At 74.2% G+C, this 17689-nt stretch carries 15 protein-coding genes; 5 read left to right on the forward strand and 10 right to left on the reverse strand.

What is annotated here, in order from left to right; genetic code table 11:
* Both AB0I11_RS25210 and AB0I11_RS25215 read left to right on the forward strand, forming a co-directional pair.
* Positions 1–612, forward strand: a 612-nt coding sequence (locus tag AB0I11_RS25210) for a ricin-type beta-trefoil lectin domain protein (protein ID WP_357325296.1), incomplete at its 5' end; no start/stop codon positions are given.
* 234 nt (positions 613–846) lie between these two features.
* Entirely contained in the window at positions 847–1365 is a 519-nt protein-coding gene (locus AB0I11_RS25215; RefSeq protein WP_357325299.1) for a DinB family protein, read from the forward strand.
* Between the two features lie 59 nt (positions 1366–1424).
* Here AB0I11_RS25215 and AB0I11_RS25220 read toward each other — a convergent pair whose 3' ends face one another.
* The 4 genes from AB0I11_RS25220 to AB0I11_RS25235 form a co-directional block, all read right to left on the reverse strand.
* Positions 1425–1931, reverse strand: coding sequence for an NUDIX domain-containing protein (locus tag AB0I11_RS25220; RefSeq protein WP_357325302.1), 507 nt, complete (start codon positions 1929–1931; stop codon positions 1425–1427).
* A 4-nt stretch (positions 1932–1935) separates the two neighbouring features.
* Entirely contained in the window at positions 1936–3159 is a 1224-nt protein-coding gene (locus AB0I11_RS25225; RefSeq protein ID WP_357325305.1) for an MFS transporter, read from the reverse strand.
* Between the two features lie 250 nt (positions 3160–3409).
* On the reverse strand, positions 3410–5122 hold the full coding sequence (locus tag AB0I11_RS25230; protein ID WP_357325308.1) for an FG-GAP-like repeat-containing protein: 1713 nt from the start codon (positions 5120–5122) through the stop codon (positions 3410–3412).
* Positions 5123–5277: 155 nt separating this feature from the next.
* Entirely contained in the window at positions 5278–5730 is a 453-nt protein-coding gene (locus AB0I11_RS25235) for a hypothetical protein (protein WP_357325311.1), read from the reverse strand.
* Between the two features lie 173 nt (positions 5731–5903).
* Between AB0I11_RS25235 and AB0I11_RS25240 the strand changes: the two genes are divergently transcribed.
* Together AB0I11_RS25240 and AB0I11_RS25245 are read left to right on the forward strand one after the other, a co-directional pair.
* Positions 5904–8303, forward strand: coding sequence for a M4 family metallopeptidase (locus AB0I11_RS25240; RefSeq protein ID WP_357325315.1), 2400 nt, complete (start codon positions 5904–5906; stop codon positions 8301–8303).
* 101 nt (positions 8304–8404) lie between these two features.
* Entirely contained in the window at positions 8405–9172 is a 768-nt protein-coding gene (locus AB0I11_RS25245; RefSeq protein ID WP_357325318.1) for an enoyl-CoA hydratase/isomerase family protein, read from the forward strand.
* A gap of 492 nt (positions 9173–9664) precedes the next feature.
* Here AB0I11_RS25245 and AB0I11_RS25250 read toward each other — a convergent pair whose 3' ends face one another.
* From AB0I11_RS25250 to AB0I11_RS25265, 4 genes are all read right to left on the reverse strand, one after another.
* Positions 9665–10108 (reverse strand): HNH endonuclease, encoded by a 444-nt coding sequence (locus AB0I11_RS25250; RefSeq protein ID WP_357325321.1) that lies wholly within the window; start codon positions 10106–10108, stop codon positions 9665–9667.
* Between the two features lie 222 nt (positions 10109–10330).
* On the reverse strand, positions 10331–11473 hold the full coding sequence (locus AB0I11_RS25255) for a hypothetical protein (RefSeq protein ID WP_357325324.1): 1143 nt from the start codon (positions 11471–11473) through the stop codon (positions 10331–10333).
* Between the two features lie 151 nt (positions 11474–11624).
* Positions 11625–13151, reverse strand: coding sequence for an FAD-dependent oxidoreductase (locus AB0I11_RS25260; RefSeq protein WP_357325327.1), 1527 nt, complete (start codon positions 13149–13151; stop codon positions 11625–11627).
* Between the two features lie 38 nt (positions 13152–13189).
* Complete coding sequence (locus AB0I11_RS25265) at positions 13190–13681, reverse strand: MSMEG_6728 family protein (RefSeq protein ID WP_357325330.1); 492 nt, start codon at positions 13679–13681, stop codon at positions 13190–13192.
* A 139-nt stretch (positions 13682–13820) separates the two neighbouring features.
* On the opposite strand from AB0I11_RS25265, the gene AB0I11_RS25270 reads away from it, so the two are divergent.
* The gene (locus AB0I11_RS25270; RefSeq protein ID WP_357325474.1) at positions 13821–15545 is read left to right on the forward strand and encodes an NAD-binding protein; all 1725 of its coding nucleotides are present in this window, start codon (positions 13821–13823) and stop codon (positions 15543–15545) included.
* Positions 15546–15619: 74 nt separating this feature from the next.
* Here AB0I11_RS25270 and AB0I11_RS25275 read toward each other — a convergent pair whose 3' ends face one another.
* Both AB0I11_RS25275 and AB0I11_RS25280 read right to left on the reverse strand, forming a co-directional pair.
* Positions 15620–16861, reverse strand: a complete 1242-nt coding sequence (locus tag AB0I11_RS25275) for an APC family permease (RefSeq protein WP_357325333.1) — start codon at positions 16859–16861, stop codon at positions 15620–15622.
* 9 nt (positions 16862–16870) lie between these two features.
* Entirely contained in the window at positions 16871–17608 is a 738-nt protein-coding gene (locus tag AB0I11_RS25280) for a phosphatase PAP2 family protein (protein ID WP_357325477.1), read from the reverse strand.
* Between the last annotated feature and the right edge of the window lie 81 nt (positions 17609–17689).

A 17689-nucleotide genomic window follows, 5' to 3' on the forward strand; every position in this document is an offset into this window, starting at 1 on the left:
TACCAGTACTGGAGCGTCCGGCAGTCGCACCGCAACAGCGGCACCATCACCACCGCCAACCACTTCAACGCCTGGGCCAGCCACGGCCTGAACCTCGGCACCCACGACTACCAGATCATGGCCACCGAGGGCTACCAGAGCAGCGGCAGCTCCAACATCACGGTGAGCGAGGGATCCGGCCCCACCAACCCGACCACCCCGCCGCCGAACACCAGCAGCCCGCCCCCGAACCAGGGCGGCGCCAAGCAAATCTACGGCGCCCAGTCCGGCAGGTGTATCGACGTGCCCAACGCATCGCGGAACAACGGCACCCGGGTCCAGCTCTACGACTGCCACGGGCAGACCAACCAGCAGTGGACCCTCACGTCGAGTAAGCAGCTGACGGTCTACGGCAACATGTGCCTCGACGCCGCCGGCTCCGGCAACGGCTCGGCCGTGCAGATCTACAGCTGCAACGGGCAGACCAACCAGCAGTGGAACGTGAACTCCAACGGCACCATCACGGGTGTCCAGTCCGGACGATGCCTGGACGTCTGGGGCACCGGCAATGGTCAGCAGGTCCAGATCTACGACTGCAACGGACAGGCCAACCAGAGGTTCACCCTCAACTAGTCCGCCCGTTCATCGGGGGCGGCGGCGATTGCCGCCGCCCCTTTTCGATCGCCGGTTCGATCCCGGCCGGGGGCTCCAATTCCCTCCCCGGGTTTCGCGGCGGTCGCTGCCGAGAGGCGCCGGATGACAGCAACGCTGGCCGGATCCGGGTGGACACCTGCCGTGTCCGTCCTCGTCCTTCGCCGCCGGGTTGAGCGGCACCCGCGCGCACGGAGTGCGGTCTAGAGTCGGCCCGTGGCTCAATCGACGATCAGCGAACGCGACCGGCTGCGGTATTTCCTCGACGAGCAGCGTGCCGCCGTACTGGCGATCATCGAGGGCCTGGACGAGTCCCAACTGCGCAGGCCGGTTTTTCCGTCCGGCTGGACGCCCATCGGGCTGGTCCTGCACCTGGCCGGCGCGGAAGCGCAGTGGTTCCAACGGGTCGCCCTCGGCACGGAACCGGAGGTGACCTGGGACGACGGAATCGACGACCCGCCGTACGACCCGGCGGCGCCGTTCACGACCGAACACTCCAGTGCCGTGGTGATCGACCACTACCGGCGGCAGTGCGCGATCTCGAACGAGGTCCTGCGGACGGTCGAGCTGGACGCGGCGCTGGTCGGCGAGCACGGGCTCGACTGGCCGGACGAGCCGATCACCGACCTGCGCTGGGTGTGCCTGCACATGATCGAGGAAACCGCCCGGCACGCCGGCCACCTTGATGCCGCGCGGGAACTTCTCGACGGCGCCACCGGCCGCGGCCCCCGCTAGCTCGGAAAGCGCGCGGACGCTCGCGCACGGTAGGGCCCGGCGCCCGTTCCAGGCGGGCGTCACGGCTGCCAGGGCAGTTGAACGGGCCGCTGCGGCCGGCGGCCGGCCAGCAGGTCGGTCAACAGCGCGACCAGCCCGTACGGGTAGACGGTGTCGGCGGTCGAGGCCAGTTCGTCGACCGCCCACCACCGGTGACCGGCGTGGGCCGAGAGTTCGACCGCCTCCATCAGGCTGGTGTCGACGTGGTGAGTGTCGAGCCGGTGGTAGAAGAAGTCGTCCCGGAACAGACCGGTGGCCCAGCCACGGTCGACCTGTCCTGCGGAGTAGGCGACGGGTTGACCGAGTTCGTGCGGGTCGACCCGCAGCCCGATCTCCTCCCACAGTTCTCGGGCGCCGGCCTGCGGCAGTGATTCGCCGTCGTCGACGCCACCGCCCGGGGTGACCCAGCCATGACCGAGCGCCGGGTTCGCCGGGTCTCGGAAGAACCGCAGCAGCAGGATCCTGCTCCTGTGGTCGATCAGCAGGACCCGGGCGGCCCGGCGTCGGTATCGTGGTTGGTCGGGCATGCGATCAGGCTAGGTGGACCGTGCGGCTCAGGGTCGCGGTGAGCGCCAGGAGGGCGAGCCAGCCGGCCAGCAGGAAGGTCAGGGTGGGCGCGCCGAGCAGGGCGATCAGGACCCCGCTGGCCATCGTGCCGAGGGCGGCGGCGCCGCTGGTGAGGGTGTCGACCGCGCTGGTCACCCGGCCCCGGAGCGCGTCGGGCGTGACGCTGAGCCGGTAGGCGTCCAGGGCGACGTTGTAGATCGGCGACACCACCGACTCGGCGAACGCCACCACCAGCAGCAGCCACCAGGTCGGCGCCAGCGCGTACCCGGGGAAGGCCAGGGCCTCGACCCAGAGCATGGCGATGGAGAGTTTGCCGAGGGCATACCGGCGGGTGAGCGCGGGGGCGAGCAGGCTGCCGAGGAGGGCGCCGACCGCCGCACCGGTGAAGACCATTCCGGTCTGGGCAGGGCTCGCGTGCAGTTGCTGGGCCAGCATGATGATCAGGAGGTAGCCGGCGCCGAACCGCAGGCTGTCGCCGGCGTCGAGCAGGGCCAGCGTCCGGATCACCGGCTTGCCCCAGAGCCAGGACAGGCCGTGACCGATGTCGGCGACGAGCGCCCGGGGCGAGGTGCGGGTCGTCGCCCGGTCCTGCTGGAAGTCGGCCCGGATGCCGCGCAGGGTGGCGGCCGAGACGAGGAACGAGACGGCGTTGACGCCGAACGGGACCATCCGTCCCGCCGTGAAGGCGAGGCCCGCCACCGAGGCGCCGACGATCCGCAGCGTGTTGGACATCGCCCCGACCGCACCGAGCGCGTCGGGAAGGTCGCCCCGGCTGACGACGTTCGGCAGGGCCGAGCTGTTCGCCGCGGAGAACAGGGTGGCGAGCACGCCGTTCAGCACCGCGACGGCTAACAGGTGCGGCATGCCCAGCACCCCGCACCAGGCGGCGAGCGGAATGGTGGCGGTCAGCGCGCCGCGTCCGATCTCGCACCAGATCATCGTGGTCTTGCGGTCCCAGCGGTCGGCCAGCGCGCCGGCCAGCAGCCCGAAGACGAGGTAGACGATCGTCTGGAGACCGAGCACGACGCCGGCCTGGGTGGGCGAGCCGGTCAGCGCCACGACGAGCAGCGGCAGGGCCAGGAACTGGAGCTGGTCACCGAGTTGGGAGACCAGTCGTCCGCCGAGCAGCAGGGGGAAGTCGCGCTGCCGCCACAGGTTCCCAGGCGGCGTCGGGGTGCGGGTGGCCATGATGCGGTCCTGTCGCTGAGGCGCCGAATTCGGCGCGCCGTCACGGGCTCGACGGACACGCGGGCGGCAGGCGACGCGACGGCATCACCGCGGACGGCGGCAAGCGGCGTCAGGGTGCCGGCAGGGCAGACTCCACCCGGGTGTCGGGGGAGGGAGCTAGACCTTGCGCGGCGAGAACATGCCGGGCAGCGTACGGCGCGTGGCGGGCCGGCGGCGACGGAATTCCCGGCCGCCGGCCCTGGCGCGCAGGTCAGTTGCTGAGCAGGCCGTATCCGAAGTGGAGCAGGCGGGTCCCGCCGCCGGAGAGGTCGGCCGGACGTTGCTGCCGGAGCGGCACGAGGCGGGACGCGGCCGGCCCGGTCGAGCCGCGCCGGGGCGTCCGGGTCTGGATGCCCAAGGTGGTGAGGAGCCCGTACGGCGCGTCGGCCGGCTGCTGCCACCGGTCCTCGTACTTGGCCACGGCGAACATCTCCAGCGGGCCGGTGCCGTCGAGGTCGAGGATCGCCACCGCCGACCCCAGGTAGTCGTTGGGTTCCGGCTGGTCGCGCAGCATCGCGGCCGACTGCCCGAACTCGGCCGGCGGGCGCGGCCAGTCGCCGGTCTGGACGGCCTGGGTGTAGGCGAGGGCGCCGGCCCCGGTGGGCCCCTGCGGGGTGCCCGGGAGCAGCGTCACCGAGCCGGCGTCGGCCGCCGCGCCCACGGTCATCGTCATTGCGCCGACCAGCAGGTCCGGGAGACCGTCACCGGTCACGTCGCCGGTCGCCAGCGCCGCGCCGAAGTGGCCGCCGGTGGCGTCCGGGTCCGGTCGGCCGGGGACGCCGGGGGTGTCCTGGTCGATCACCCGGCGCCCGGCCCAGGACAGGCCGGCGGCGGCGCCGCGCAGGTAGATCACCCGGCCGCCGGCGCTGCGCGGCAGCCCCAGGACGAGGTCCGCCCGGCCGTCCTGGTCGAGGTCGGACAGCAGAATGACGTCCACCGGGAGGCTGTCCCCGGCGGTGTCGAGCTGGCCTTCGACCTTGCTGACCCGGCGGGCGTCCGGTCCGGTGGCGGAGCCGGGGAAGAGCGTCAGCATGCCGTGCCAGTCGGTCTCGGACGTGCCCCGCCGGGAGCCGTTGACGACGAGGTCGGCGTAGCCGTCGCCGGTGAGGTCGCCGATCGCCAGGTGCGTGCCGAAGTTCTCCTCGGCCAGCCCGGACCAACGGGGGACGACCTGCTGGAGCCGTACCGACCCGGTGAGGGTGACGCCGTTCGGGCTGCCCGACAGCACGGTCACCGAACCCCGGAAGGGTCCGTCGCGCTGCTCGGTCGCCCCGCCGTCGCCGACCGCGAGTTCGTCGTCGCCGTCCTGGTCGAGGTCGCCGGCGGCGAACGCGCCCGCGTTCATTCCGGGCAGCAGGGTGACCCGGTCGCGGTCGAGCCCGTCGGGACCGCCGGGGTAGACGAGGATCGCGTGCTCGACGGCACCCTGGGTGGGCGTCCGGAAGGCGGCGACCGTGAGGTCCTGGAAGCCGTCGCCGTTGAAGTCCCCGGCGGTGTACCGGGGCGCGAGCAGGTATCCGGGCGCGCTGGCGGGGGCGGTCACCGTGTCCCGGCGGGCGACGCGGGAGTACCGGACGTGCAGGGCGGTCCCGCCCGGGCTCGCGGCAGCGCCGACGACCAACTCGTCCCTGCCGTCCCCGTCGAGGTCGAACCGGGCCCCGGCCCGGCCGGCGGCGAGCGTCGCCGCGCTCCGCGGTGCGGCTGCCGGGGTCCGGCCGCCGGTGCTCGTCCGGGGCGCCGACTTCGGCCGCCCGGCAACCTGGCTGCCGCCGTCCGGCTCGCTGGGGGCGCCGGCTCCGGCGGCCGCCCCGACCGGCCGGGGCGGAGCATCCGGCCTGCTGGCGGCGCTCGGAGTGCAGGCGACGACGGTCAGCAGCGACAGGACTCCGACGGCGGCGCCACGTGTTCCCCGTACGATATTCACGCTTTTCCTGTCGGTGGTGGGTCGCGGAGGACGAGGCTAGCCGATCTTTCCGGTGGTGTCACCGGCGCCGTCCACGATGGTCGGACCCGGGGTCGGCGAGCCGGCGGCCCGTCGCGCGCGGACGCCACCGATTGACCGCGGCCGGGCCGGTGACGTCAGCCGGTGGCCCGGGTGAGCAGGTCGACCACGGCGTGGGTGGCGGCCGGCGGGGTGGCCTGCGGGGGGCAGTCCACGTAGCTCGTGGTGGTCTGGCCCACCAGAAGCCGGTAGCTGAACGCGTCCGCGCACATCGTCGGCGGGACGGTGGCGGTGGCCTCGGCCGCCAGCCGGGGGTCGGCGGCGAGCTGCCGCAGCCGGTCCAGGTCGGCGGCGGTGAGCTGACCGCTCCGCGACACGCCGCTCCGATCGACCTTGGTCCACCGGCCGTCGGGGCGGACCGTTACGGTGTCGCTCAACCCGGCGATCCCGCCCGACTTCGTCAGCACCACCTCGACGGCCGGCAGGGCGGCCGGGCCGGGGCCGGCGGGTTCGTCGCCGGTCCGCGCGCACCCGGCCAGGGGGGTGAGGAGTGCGGCGAGCAGGAGCGCCGCGACGGGGGCTGATCTCATGCCGATCGGACGCACGGTGAAGCGAGCCGGTTCCCAGCACCGGGCTCCCCTCATCCGAACGGCCAATATCAGCGGCAGGAAAGCGCTCGCACCCTTCCCTACTCTTCGATGTGTCTCTATATCTACATGAGTGACTACCCCCGTCACAACTTCACCCCCTGTCAGGAGGGCACGTGAAAAGATCCCTCGCCGCCGTCAGCGCAGCTCTGCTCACCAGTGGCGTGCTGACCTGCGTCACCACCACGGCGTACGCGGCAACCCCCAGCGCCCCCAGTCCTCAGTCGTCCGCCGCCGCCCGGGCGGACAGCCTGCTGCGGGCCAACCCCGGCGCCGTCCAGGGCGCCAGCGGAGAGGCGTACCAGGCCGTCCGCACCCGGGTGGACAGCTCCGGGGCTGCCCACACCCGGTACACCCGGACCTATCACGGCCTGCGCGTCTATGGCGGTGACTTCGTCATCCACACCGCCCCGAACGGCGCCATGGCCGGGACGTCCTCCGGCCTGGCCGCCCCGCTCACCCTGAGCACCACCGCCAAGGTGAAGGCCGCCGTGGCCCAGGCGAGCGCCCGCCGGGCGTTCTCCGGCACCCTCACCGCGGTCGGCACCCCGCAGCTCTTCGTCGACGCCAGCTCCGGCACGGGCCGCCTGGCCTGGGAGACCGTCGCCACCGGCTGGCAGGCCGACCAGCAGACGCCCTCGAAGCTGCACGTCATCACGGACGCCACCACCGGCAAGGTGATCGGCTCGTACGACGAGATCGAGACGGTGGTCGGCAGCGGCCAGGGCATCTACACCGGCACGGTCAGCATCGACACCACGCTCTCCGGCAGCACCTACCAGATGATCGACCCGTCGCACGGCAACGGCCGCACCTGCGACATGAACAACGGCACCTCGACCTGCACCACGTTCACCGATGCCGACAACGCCTGGGGCACCGGCGCCAACTCGAACCGGCAGTCCGCCGCGGTCGACGCCCACTTCGGCGCGGCGAAGACCTTCGACTACTTCAAGAACGTGCACGGCCGCAACGGCATCTTCGGCAACGGCACCGGCGTGCCGAGCCGGGTGCACTACGGCAACAACTACGTCAACGCCTTCTGGGACGGCGCCCAGATGACGTACGGCGACGGCTCCAGCAACTCCCGGCCGCTGGTCTCCCTCGACGTGGCCGGCCACGAGATGAGCCACGGCGTCACCGAGGCGCTCTCCGGCCTGGTCTACTCCGGTGAGGCCGGCGGCCTCAACGAGGCCACCAGCGACATCTTCGGCAACATGGTGGAGTTCTACGCCGCCGCGCCGAGCGACCCGGGTGACTACCAGGTCGGTGAGAAGATCAACATCAACGGCAACGGTACGCCGCTGCGCTACATGTACAACCCGTCGCTGGACGGCTCGTCCGACTCCTGCTGGTCCACCAGCACCAAGAACAAGGACGTGCACTACTCGTCCGGCGTGGCGAACCACTTCTTCTTCAACCTCGCCGAGGGCACCGGCTCCACCGCGTACGGCACCTCGCCGGTCTGCGGCTCGGCCCCCGCGGTGACCGGCATCGGCCGCGCCAAGGCGGAGAAGATCTGGTACCGGGCGCTCGACGTGTACTTCACCTCGAACACCGCGTACGTCAACAACACCACCCCGTCCAACACCGCCCGGGCGTACAGCCTGAAGGCCGCCACCGACCTGTACGGCAACTGCTCGACCGAGTACAAGGCCGTCCAGGCGGCGTGGACCGCGGTGAACGTGGCCGGCAACGACGCGCCCTGCGGGTCGACCGGTAACGACTTCTCCGTCTCGCTCTCGCCGACCGCCGGCTCGGTGACCGCGGGCGGCTCGGTCGCCACCACCGTCGCCACCGCCACCACCAGTGGCACCGCGCAGACCGTGACGTTCTCCGCGTCCGGTCTGCCGACCGGCGCCAGCGCGTCGTTCAGCCCGGCCTCGGTGACCTCGGGCGGCTCGTCCACCCTCACCATCAGCACCACGGCCAGCACGCCGTCCGGCACGTACGCGGTGACCGTCACCGGCACCGGCACCTCGGTGAACCACACCGCGACCTACAGCCTGACCGTGAACGGCACCGGCGGCGGCTGCACCGGCGCCGGCCAGAAGCTCGGCAACCCCGGCTTCGAGTCCGGCAACACGGTCTGGTCGTCCACCTCGGGCGTGATCGGTCAGTACGGCTCCCAGGGCCAGCCCACCCACGGTGGCACCTGGAACGCCTGGCTGGCCGGCTACGGCAGCACCCACACCGACACGCTCGCCCAGTCGGTGAGCCTGCCGAGCGGCTGCACCTCGTACAACTTCAGCTTCTGGCTGCACATCGACTCGGCCGAGAGCACCACCAGCGTGCAGTACGACAAGCTGACGGTGCAGGTGCTCAACTCGTCCGGCAGCGTGCTGGCGACCCTGGCGACCTACTCGAACCTGAACAAGGCCGCCGGCTACAGCCAGAAGTCCTTCTCCCTGGCCTCGTACGCCGGCCAGACCGTCACCCTGAAGTTCACCGGCTCGGAGGACGTCACCCTGCAGACCTCCTTCGTGATCGACGACACCGCGGTGAACGTCTCCTGACGTAACCCCGCCCGAACCGGGGCCCGGCGGCCACCCCACGCGGGTGGTCACCGGGCCCCGCCGCTACGGTCGCCGGAGGACCGGCGGCGCGAGGGGGAGAGATGTCGGACGCGGAGCTGACCGTGACGGTGACCGGGCCGGTGGCGACGGTGGTGATCCGGAACCCGGCCCGCCGCAACGCCCTGACGGCGGCCATGTGGCGGCAGCTCCCGGTGCTGCTCGACGGCCTGGAGGCGGACCCGGCGGTGCGCGTGCTGGTGCTCACCGGCGCCGACGGGACCTTCTGCGCCGGGGCCGACCTCGGTGACCTGAACGAGTTGCTGGAAGCCGGCGACGGCAGCATCGCGGTGGCCGCCGAGGAGCGGCTGGCCGCCTTCGCCAAGCCGACGGTGGCCGCCGTCCGGGGCGCCTGCGTCGGGGGCGGATGCCAGCTCGCCGTCGCCTGTGACCTGCGGCTGGCCGCCGACGACGCGCGGTTCGGCGTACCCCCGGCGCGGCTCGGCCTGGTCTACCCGGCGCCCACCACCCGCCGGCTGGCCCGGCTGGTCGGCCCGTCCGCCGCCAAGCACCTGCTCTTCACCGCCGAACTGGTCGACGCCGATCGGGCGCTGCGGATCGGGCTGGTCGACGAGGTGCTGCCGGGCGACGAACTGGACGCCCGGGTCGGCGCGCTGACCGCCGCGATCGCCGAGCGGTCGCGGCTCACCGTCGCGGCGGCCAAGGAGATCGTCGACGGGCGGGCCGACGACGACCGGATCGCCTGGTGGCACGGGCAGGTCCGGGACAGCGGCGAGGCCCGCGAGGGGGTGGCCGCGGCCAACGAGCGCCGCCCGCCGCGGTTCGGCTGGGCACCGCCCACCGCCGGCTGACCTGACCGCAGGCATGACCTCACCGCTGGCCTGACCTCACCGCCGGCATGGCCTCACCGCGGGAGTGATCCCACCGCGGGCGTCATCTTGCGCGCTGGGGCGACCTTCCGCTGGCGTGACCTTGCCGCTGGCGTGGCCTTGGCGCTGGCGCGATCCACCAGATGCGGCAAGGCGTGGCCTCGGTAAGCCCGGAGAGCCCGATATGCCGCAGGTCGTCGCCTTGCGGCCTCGGCGGGGCGGCGGGTGTGGGTCTCGCGCGGGCCGCAGACCCCGACATGCCGCAGGTCGTCGCCTCGCGTCCCCGTGGGGGCGGCGGGTGTGGGTTTCGCGCGGGCCGGAGACCCCGATATGCCGCAGGTCGTCGCCTCGCCTCCCCGCCGGGGCGGCGGGGTGGGCCGCGCGGGGTGGGCCGCGCGGGGTGGGGAGGGGCCGGCGGGCGCCGCGCCGGAGGCGTACCCCCGACGCGGCCCCCTGTGCCCGCCGGCCGGCTGGTCACCGCCCGGCCATCGAGGCCCAGCTCGGCGTCACCGGCTCCCGCCGCAGCGGCATGCCGGCCTCGGCCGGCGTCCGGTCGCCCTTGCGCTGGTTGCACGGGTAGCAGGCGGCCGTGGTGTTCCGCCAGGTGTTCCGGCCGCCGCGCGAGCGGGGCAGGATGTGGTCGACGGTGCTCGCCGGGGCGTCGCAGTAGGCGCAGCGCCGGCCGTCGCGGCGCAGCACCCCGGCCCGGGACCAGGCCGGGCCGGCGCTGAACCGCCAGCGGGTGACCACGTACCGGACGAGGCGGACCACCCGCGGGATCGGGAAGACCCCGATCACCTGGTCCGGCTCGGCCTCGTGGATCTCGGCGACCCGCCGGCAGAGCATCCGGATCGCGTGCTGGACGGTGACCCGGTGCAGCGGGCCGAGGTCGGCGTTGATGACGAGGACGGCGTCCACCGGGCTCTCCCTTCACGAACGGTGGTCGAGGGTGGGCAGCGAAAAGCCGCCCGGTCGATGGCGACGGGGCGGCTGCGACGGGAGACGCGGGTACGCGTCAGCCGGGCCACCCGGCACCCGGGTGTGTGCCTCGGTAACCGGCGCTGAGCAGCCAGAACGACACGAGGGTGACGTGCGGCTGCGACATCGACGGCTCCCGGAGCGGTGGTTGACCTTGCGCGCTCACGGTAGATCCGCGCTGGAGAGGCGGGCAACGTATTTCGATCCGCCGTCGGACGGCGGCCGCTGCCGTCGGGTCCGTCCCGACGTCCGCGCGGCGGCCAGCGGGCGGTCGATCCGGGCCGCCATCTGCACGGTCAGTTCGCTCTCCAGCAGCGGCCGGTTGATGCCGGCGGCCACCGACAGCGCCGGCGCGGAGACCGACCGCCAGACCGCGGTCAGCCCGGCCCCGAGGCCGACCAGCGCCACCGCGGCGCGGGTGGCGGGCGAGCCGGCCGCCGCCGCGGCGCTCACCCCGACCACCGCCAGCAGCACCACCAGCAGGGGCGCGAGCACCGGCCAGAAGACGCCCCGGGCGGCCTGTACCACCAGCTTCCGGTCCCGGATGATCAGATTCCGGGCGACCACCGCCCAGTTCTCCTCGTCGAGCAGGTCCTGCGGGTGCAGCCCACCGGTCAGCACGCCGCGCCACAGGTCGCCCTGGTTGCGCAACTCGCGAGCCAGCTCGGGCAGCCCGGCCTCACCCGGGTCGCCGACGGTGGCCCGGGTGACCGCCGCCGCCCAGGCGGCCAGCGAGCGCCGCACCACCGCCGCCGAGTACGGGGGCAGCACGGTGGCCAGCTCGTCCAGCCACCGGCTGATCTCCAGGTGCCGGCCGCCGAAGCGATGGACCAGGTGCTCGGCCTCGCCGTGGCGGACGGTGTCGGCGAGCGAGCGGCCGAGCCGGTACGCCAGCCCGATCCGTTGGTTGGTGGCCGTCGCCCAGCGCAGCAGGTCCAGGTTCAGCTCGTCGAGGGCGAGCAGCAGCGGCTCGCGGTCCACGGTGGCCCGCGCGGCGGCGGTGGACGGTACCGGCCGGACCGGGCCGGTCAGCGCCGTGATCTGGGTGAGCGCCACCTCGACCGCGTCCAGGTTCATCCGTAGCCGGTGCCGGGCGGGCATCGCGGTGAGGTTGGACAGCTTCGCCGGAGCGGCCGTACGGCCGGCGGGCTCGTCGGTCAGGTCGGCCGTCCGGGCGTGGTGGTAGGCGTCCGCCAGCCACCAGCCCAGTCGCAGCGCGGTGACGATGCCCGCCCGCTCGTCCCGGAGCAGCCCGTACGCGTCGTCCCAGTCCGCGCCCGGCTCGCGGCGTTCCGTGCCGGTCATCCATCGAGGATAGAGGTGGTTTTCGGGCTAGATGTGGTGGTTCATCTTCCCGGCATCCGGGAGGTACGGCGGGACGGGACCTTCGGCACCCCCGCCTCCGGGCCGTTACGCACGGTCGCCGGGGCAGCGAGGGCCCCCGGCGGGCCCTTGCTCAGCGAGGGGCGAGCAGGCCGCGGGGGCGGATCGAGCGGACCGGCTCGGCCGCCGCCCCCTCGGCCCGCAGGATGTGATTGGCCGCCACGATCCCGGTCGCCGCCGACCGTTCCATCAGCGCGCTCGGGAACCCGGTGCGGATCCCGTCCCCGGCCAGGTAGAGGCGGTCGGCGTCGGTGCGTACCCCGGGCCGCTCGGCGTGACTGCCGGGGGTGAACGCCGGGGCCCGCGCCTCCACCCGGGCGCGCAGCTCCCGGACCCGCAGCCCGGCCGCCTCCGGCCAGAGCTCGGTCAGCTCCACCCGCATCCGCTCGGCCAGTTCCTCGGCCGGCACGTCCGGTTCGCAGGCGTACGCGTGCAGCTCCACCACCGAGCCGCCGGTGCGGGCCGCCCAGCGGCGCGGCTCCGCCTCCAGCCGGTGGTAGAGCGTCACCGAGTCCAACGTGGCCTGCCGGGACACCCCGCTGAACACCGCCCGGTCCGGCCGGACGTCACCGTCCAGCCAGTACCGGGCCACCGCGTACGGCGGACCGGGGGTGCCGAACGCGGGCATCCGGGCCACCAGCCGGGGTGCCGCCGCGACCAGGCCCGGGGAGGCGGCGACCAGCGCGGCGAGCGCCGGCGGGTCGACGGCCAGCACCAGGTGCCCGGCGTCGTGGGCCGCCCCGTCGGCGGTGCGTACCCGCCATCCGCCCGGCGTCCGGTCCAGCCGGGTGGCGGCGGTGCCGGTGCGGACCTGGCCGCCGTGCCGCTCCAGGTGGCGGGCCAACGGCCGCCAGATCGCCGTCGCATAGTCCTCGTCGGGGCAGTCGAAGGCCAGCCCTTCCGGGTTGCCCAGCAGATAGAAGTGGAACTGCGCGATCATCTCGGCGGCCGACATCTCCGCCTCGTGGTTGAAGAACGAGTGGGAGAAGACCTCGAAGAGCATGGCCCGGGCCCGGTCCGGCAGCCGCAGCGAGGTGAGCAGCTCGTCGGCGGTCCGCCCGTCGAACTCGGCGTAGGTGCGCTCCGGGTGGTAGGTGAGCAGCGGCAGCGCGGCGTCCCGGTCCATGCCGCGCAGGTCGGCCAGGCGCAGGCTCGGGCTGCGCAGCAGCAGCGCCAGCAGGTTCGCCGGGGGCGCGGGCGGCAGCCGGCCGAACTCCTCGGTGGGCCACCGCGCCGACAGGATCGGATAGCCGGGGACCGGCTTGAGGAACCCCAGCTCCGGGTCGGCCCGGCGGAGGATGGACCGCCAGTTGTAGTACTGCCGGAAGAAGGCGTGGAAGCCGTGCTCGTTGTGCTGCGGGCCGTCCGGCAGCTCCTCCGGCCAGGCGTCGAGCCGGCCGCCCAGGGTGGGCGCCGACTCCAGCACGGTCACGTCGACCCCGCGCTCGGCCAGCACCACGGCCGCCGACATGCCGGCGATGCCGCCGCCCACCACCACCGCCCGCACCGGCCGGGGCACCCGGGGGGCGCCACCGCCGCCCGGGTCCACCACGTGTTCGCGTACGCCGATGAGGCGGCCGATCAGTTGCGACAGCGCCATCCGCACCTCCCCGGCCGATGAGCCCTCAGTCTGCCCGCTCAGGCGTCCGGCGGCAGCAGACAGCGCCGCGCCTGGTCCGAGGCGGGCCAGACGTACTCCAGGTCGGGTGGGACGTCACCGAACCGGGGGCCGTAGTGCGCGGGGTCCTTGCGCAGCAGCGACGAGCGGTGGCTGCGGTGCAGGTCCTCCCGGCCCAGCCAGGGCGGCAACTCGCCGGCCCCGGCCAGCTCCGACTGGGTCCGGACGACCGCGAGGCCGCAGGCGGTGGCGAGGTCCGTGGTCATGGTGGCCGCGCAGGTGTCCGCCCGGCCCGGCTCGCACCACACCGCACACATGTCCAGCCCGTACCGGGTCAGCGCCTCCTCGTAGCCGGCCCACATCTTCACCGCCGGGTGGTTGCGCCAGCCGTAGCCGGGCCGGGTCAGTCCGCGCAGCACCTGGATGGTCTCCACCCGCTGCTTGCCCAGCCGCTTCTGGTCCAGCGCGCGGGCGCTGGCCAGGAAGTCCGGATACGGCAGGAACGTCTGCATGGCGCTGCACTACCCGAACGCGCCGGCCCCATGCTTCATGATCGAGGGGCTGCGCGCACCGCGAGCGGCTGACTACCATCCGGGCATGGCCGAGCCCCTGCGCGACCGCGCACGCCGCGCGACCGGGTGGCGGCTCCGGATGAACGGCGACTCCCGGCCGCACTTCGTGGTCTGCGGCTCCGACCCGCTCGCGTACTGGGTGGTCCGGTCGCTGCTGGCCACCGGGTCGTCCGCCGGGCGGATCCGGATCACCCTGGTGGTGCCGGAGCGCCGCCGCTCGGAAGGGCCGGACGGCCGGGACATCGAGGGCATCCAGGTGGTGCGCGCCGACCGGCTCGACGAGGCCACGTTCCGCCGGGCCGGGTTGGCCGACGCGGACGGGCTGGCCCTGCTGCACCAGGACGACGTGGGCAACATGCACGCCGCGCTCTGCGCCCAGGAGGTCGAGCCCCGGCTGCGCCTGGTGGTCCGCATGTTCAACACCAGCCTCGCCAACGGCCTGCGGCAGATCTTCCCCGACTCGGCGGTCCTCTCCGACGCCTCGATGGCGGCCCCGGCGTTCGTCGCCGCCGCGCTCGGCGAGCTGGCCCCCACCCACTTCCGGCACGCCGGCCGCACCCTCTACGTGGCCCGCCGGGCCGACGTACGCCCGCAGGACGTGCTCTGCGGGCTGGCCGTCACCGGCGACCCGGAGCTGATCCGGGTGCTGCCCGCCGACGAGACCTCCGCCGACGTGGTGCTGGCCGAGGCGACCGGTCAGCCGCCCGGCACCGAGTTGGCCGCCCGCCGGCTGGTCCGGGCCCGCCGCCGCCGGGAGCCGGTGGTGGCGCTGCTGCGGGCGATCCGCAGCTTCGCCACCCGCAAGATCGGCGTGGCGGTGCTGGTGCTGCTCGCGGTGATCGCCGTGCTGGGCTGGCTGAACGGCCGGGCGGCCCACGTGAGCTGGTCCGACGCGCTCTACCTCACCCTGGTCACCACGTTGAGCGGGCAGGATCCGGATCTCGGCAAGCCGGTCGCCGCCCAGATCATGCAGGTGGTGCTCAACCTCGCCGGGCTGGCCCTGATCCCGCTGATCACCGCGGCGGTGGTCGACGGCATCGTGAACGCCCGGCTCGCCCTGCACGCCGGCCAGGTGCCCGACCGGTCCGGGCACGTGGTGGTGGTCGGGCTCGGCAACATCGGTACCCGGGTGATGGCCCAGCTGCACGACTTCGGGGTCGAGGTGGTGGCCATCGACAAGAATCCCGACGCGCGCGGTGCGGCGCTCGCGCACCGGCTCGGCGTACCGCTGATCGTCGGGGACGCCGGGCTGGAGGAGACCCTGCGGGCCGCCTCGGTGGACACCTGCCAGGCGCTGGTGGTGGTCTCCACCGACGACGGCACCAACCTGCGCGCCGCCCTGAACGCCCGCGGCCTCGACCCCGACCTGCGGGTGGTGCTGCGGCTCTTCGACGGCGACTTCGCCCGGCGGATCCAGGAGGCGTTCGGCGTCGGCCTGTCGCACAGCGTGTCGTACCTCGCCGCGCCCGCGTTCGCGGTGGCGCTGCTGGACCGGGCGGTGATCGCCACCATCCCGGTCGACCGGCACGCGCTGCTGGTCACCGAGGTGCCGGTGGTCGCCGACTCCCCGCTGGACGGCCGGCCGGTGGCCGCGGTGGCCCGCCCCGGTGAGGTGCGGGTGCTCGCGCACACCCGGGCCGGGCAGCGGACCGACTGGACCGTGGACCCGCGGATGGTGATCCAGGCCGGGGACCGGCTGACCGTGGTGGCCCGCCGGGCCGGGCTCAGCGCCCTGCTCCGGGAGACCAGCGCGGGCCCGGCCGAGCCGGCCGGCCCGCCGGTGCCCCGCCAGCCGGCGGAGTGAAGCAGCGGCGAGACCGGTTGACCGCCTCGCGGCCCAGCCGGCTCGGCGGGCTGGGGGCACGGCGTACCAGCGGCTCAGCCGGCTCGGCGGGCGGGGCGCACGGCGTACCAGAGGGCGCCGAGGGCGAGCACGCCGAAGCCGGCGAGGGTGCTGGCGACCGGCAGGTTGACCGCGAGCAGCAGGCAGCCGACCAGCCCCAGCGCGGCGAGCAGCTGCACCGGTAGCTTCCGGGCCGGGTCGCGGCCCAGGGTGAGCGCCGAGGCGTTGGCGATCGCGTAGTAGACCAGCACCGTGCAGCTGGAGAAGCCGATCGCGCCCCGCACGTCGACCAGCGAGACCACGACGATCACCACGGCGGCCACGGCCAGCTCGGCGCGGTGCGGCACCCGGGTGCGCGGGTGCACGGCGGCCAGCCCGGCGGGCAGGTCCCGGCGTCGGGCCATCGCCAGCGTGGTCCGGCCGACCCCGGCGAGCAGGGAGAGCAGCACGCCGGCCACCGCCACGGTGGCCCCGGCCCGGACCAGCCAGGCCAGACCGGGCAGCCCGGCCGCGCCGACCACCTCGGCGAGCGGGGCCGCGGCGTCGGCCAGCCGCTCCTCGCCGAGCACGCCGAGCGCCACCACGGCCAGCACCAGGTAGATCGCCAGCACGATGCCGAGCGCCACCGGCACGGCGCGCGGGATGGTGCGCTCCGGGTCGCGGACCTCCTCGCCGAGGGTGGCGATCCGGGCGTACCCGGCGAAGGCGAAGAAGAGCAGGCCGGCGGCGGTCAGCACGCCCCGGGCGCCGATGCCGGCGACCCCGTCGAGCCGGTCGAGGCCGACGTGCGGCGCGCCGGTCACCGCGACCACGGCCAGCACGGTGAGCACCACGCCGACCAGGACCCGGGTGGCGGTGGCGGTCTTGCCCACCCCGCGCAGGTTCACCGCGGTCACCGCCAGCACCGCGAGGACCGCGACGAGCCGCGCCCGCCCCGGCCAGAGGTACGCCCCGATGGTCAGCGCCATGGCCGCGCAGCTCGCCGTCTTGCCGACCACGAACCCCCAGCCGGCGACGAAGCCGGCGAACGGGTGCAGCCGTTCCCGGCCGTAGACGTAGGTGCCGCCGGACTCGGGGTAGCGGGCCGCCAGCCGGGCCGAGCTGGTCGCGTTGCAGAAGGCGATGAAGCCGGCCAGGGCCAGCGCGACGAGCAGCCCTGGTCCGCCGGCGGCCGCCGCGGCGGGGGCGAAGACCACGAAGACGCCCGCGCCGAGCATCGACCCCAGCCCGATGACGACCGCGTCGCGTACGCCCAGCCGGCGCGCCAGTTGCTCCACGAGAGCACCCTACGGGTGCGTGGTGAACGGCTGGTCCCAGCGGCGTAACCGGCCCGGCAACGGCAGGTCGTCCCAGGGCGCCCGGTGCAGCAGCCGGTCCAGCAGCAGCCCGAGCAGCAGTCCGGCGACCGAGTCGGTCAGCCAGTGCCAGCCCAGGTAGGTGGTGGTGCAGAGGACCACCAGCGGCGGCACCACCCGGACCACGGTGACCAGCCGGGGCGGGACGGTCCGGCCGAAGGTGCGCAGCAGCGGGGCGAGCAGCAGCGCGAGCACGCCGTACCAGACGATGGCGTTGGCCACGTGCCCGGACGGGTACGACTGGGCGAAGCGCACCGGCAGCCCGTCCTGGAACAGGGGCAGCGTCTGCTCGGGCGGCAGGAACGGCTCCTTGACGCTGGCGCTCGGCGCCGGCCGGGCCGTCCACACCTTGAGCGGCCCGATGGTCAGGTACGTCAGCACCTCGGCGAGGACCGGCGGCAGCAGCGGGCGGACCGAGCGGAGCCGGACCGCCAGCAGCACCCCGAGCCCGAGGGCGATGAGGGCCAGCGGGGTGCCCTGGCCCAGGTAGTTGAAGATCATCGCGATCCACCGGGCGGCGGTCGGCCGGTGGTCGGCGGCCCAGTCGGCGACCGCCCGGTCCAGGCCGAAGAGGTGCCCGCCGGCGAGCGCCACGGTGAGCGCGACGAGGGCGGCGAGCAGCAGCCCGTCGTACCACCAGCCGGCCGGGCGGACGGGCCGGAGCCGCAGCTTCTCGCGTACCCCCGTGGTCTCCCGCACGCGACCACGCTACCGGCCGCGGGCGGCGGCGGACCGGCGCGGGCGGCGGCG

Origin of the sequence: Micromonospora sp. NPDC050495 (assembly GCF_040655175.1) — a bacterium.
GTDB lineage: Bacteria > Actinomycetota > Actinomycetes > Mycobacteriales > Micromonosporaceae > Micromonospora.